Origin of the sequence: Hyphomonas oceanitis SCH89 (assembly GCF_000685295.1) — a bacterium.
In the GTDB taxonomy this organism is placed as follows: domain Bacteria; phylum Pseudomonadota; class Alphaproteobacteria; order Caulobacterales; family Hyphomonadaceae; genus Hyphomonas; species Hyphomonas oceanitis.
In genome coordinates this window covers 1-985 of record NZ_ARYL01000133.1, presented here as the reverse complement: position 1 = coordinate 985, position 985 = coordinate 1, and the positions used below count along the sequence as shown (strand labels likewise).

2 protein-coding genes are annotated in these 985 nt (G+C 61.9%); both read right to left on the bottom strand.

Going from position 1 to position 985, the window contains the following annotated elements:
* Positions 1 to 42 precede the first annotated feature (42 nt).
* Positions 43 to 438, bottom strand: a complete 396-nt coding sequence (locus HOC_RS20580; protein ID WP_035542604.1) for a hypothetical protein — start codon at positions 436 to 438, stop codon at positions 43 to 45.
* A 14-nt stretch (positions 439 to 452) separates the two neighbouring features.
* Positions 453 to 985 (bottom strand): TraB/TrbI/VirB10 family type IV secretion system protein (locus tag HOC_RS20575; protein WP_035542603.1); only part of this gene is annotated, 533 nt, incomplete at its 5' end.

The window sequence follows — 985 nt, the reverse complement described above, 5'->3', positions numbered from 1 at the left end:
GCACAGGGGTGCGGTCCGGAAGTTTGTCGAGGCGAAGCGACATCAGTCAATGCCCCTCTGGCCGAAGTCTGCCGCCGTTTCGCCGCGCGCGATGTCGGGCAATTCATCGGTTGAGCGGTCCATACCGACGACTTTACTGCCGGCGGGATCGTCAGGCGGCGCGCTTGCCCAGGCTGTCAGTTTCTCAAACAAAATGAACGTCAGCGCCACATAGGCAATCGCCATCGGTATGTAAGCCCAGAGCCAATGGCCGCCGAAGACGCGTGTAACCTGAAACAGTGGCAGCACCAGGTAAGTCATCGTGACCGCGAAACCGATCTCCAGGAGGATCTGTCCCCGTCGCGCAAGGCGCGGTGCGCGTTCACGTTTGATGAGCAGGATCCGTCCATCCGGCATTTCAACTTCTTCGTATTCAAGTCGGGTCCAAGGATCCTGCATTTGGTGTCTCCTGTTCAATGCGGTCTGAGAATGAGGTCGCGCGTGACGACCACGCGGACAGGCCAGCCGGGGCGGACCCTGATGGTGGGCTGGATGCCGAGATTGCGTTCGACGACGCGCTGGCCGGCCTGATTGACCGTGTCAGTCGTTCCCCGGCGGATGGCGCGTTCGATATCGCCGTCGCCTGTCGGCCCGAGTTCGGCGCCGACGCCAAGGATGGTCGCAAGACCAGCCGCGACGAACACCCGGTTCCAGTGATGATCCGTTCTGTCAGTGAGGCCGGCATAGCCCTGCGCGTCTGCGCCGGGCGCCGAGATGGAGATTGATGCTCCGTCCGGGAAAATAATCCGGTCCCAGGTAACCAGAGCGCGGTCCTGGCCGAATGACACTTCAGACTGGTAGCGGCCAATGAGGCGCGAGCCTTGCGGGATCAGGACGTATTGTCCGGTGATGGTGTCGTAGACCGGTTGGGTGACCTGCGCGACGATCGTGCCCGGCAGGTCGCTGTTGATACCCGTTACGAGGCTTGCCGGGATGAGTGTCCCTG